At 73.2% G+C, this 317-nt stretch carries 1 pseudogene; it reads left to right on the top strand.

Annotation, left to right across the window (positions count from 1 at the left end):
- Positions 1–317, top strand: a pseudogene (locus tag ACQG3P_RS19055) (hypothetical protein); the annotation flags it as partial.

Raw genomic sequence — 317 nt, forward strand, 5'->3', positions numbered from 1 at the left:
TGGGCCTGATCTTCCTGTGGGACGTGGCCTTCGGGCTGTGGCAGATGCGCCAGCGCCGGCCCGATGACAACGCCGGCGCGCGCGGCTGGGCCGCCGCCGGGTTCGCGCTGACGGCGCCGTGGATGCCGGTGTTCTCCAACCAGGCGTTCCTGCCGGCGCTGGCCATCATCTGGCTGGCGCTGGTGTGCCTGCTGGTTGCCGCTGTACGCGCGGCGCCGGCCACCGCCAGTGCCGGCCAGCGAGCCTTCGCCGCCTATGCGCTGGCGCTGCACGCGGGCTGGCTGACCTTGGCCGCCTTCATCAACACCGCCCAGGTG

Source organism: Stenotrophomonas sp. SrG (genome assembly GCF_050031795.1).
Lineage (GTDB): Bacteria > Pseudomonadota > Gammaproteobacteria > Xanthomonadales > Xanthomonadaceae > Stenotrophomonas > Stenotrophomonas rhizophila_A.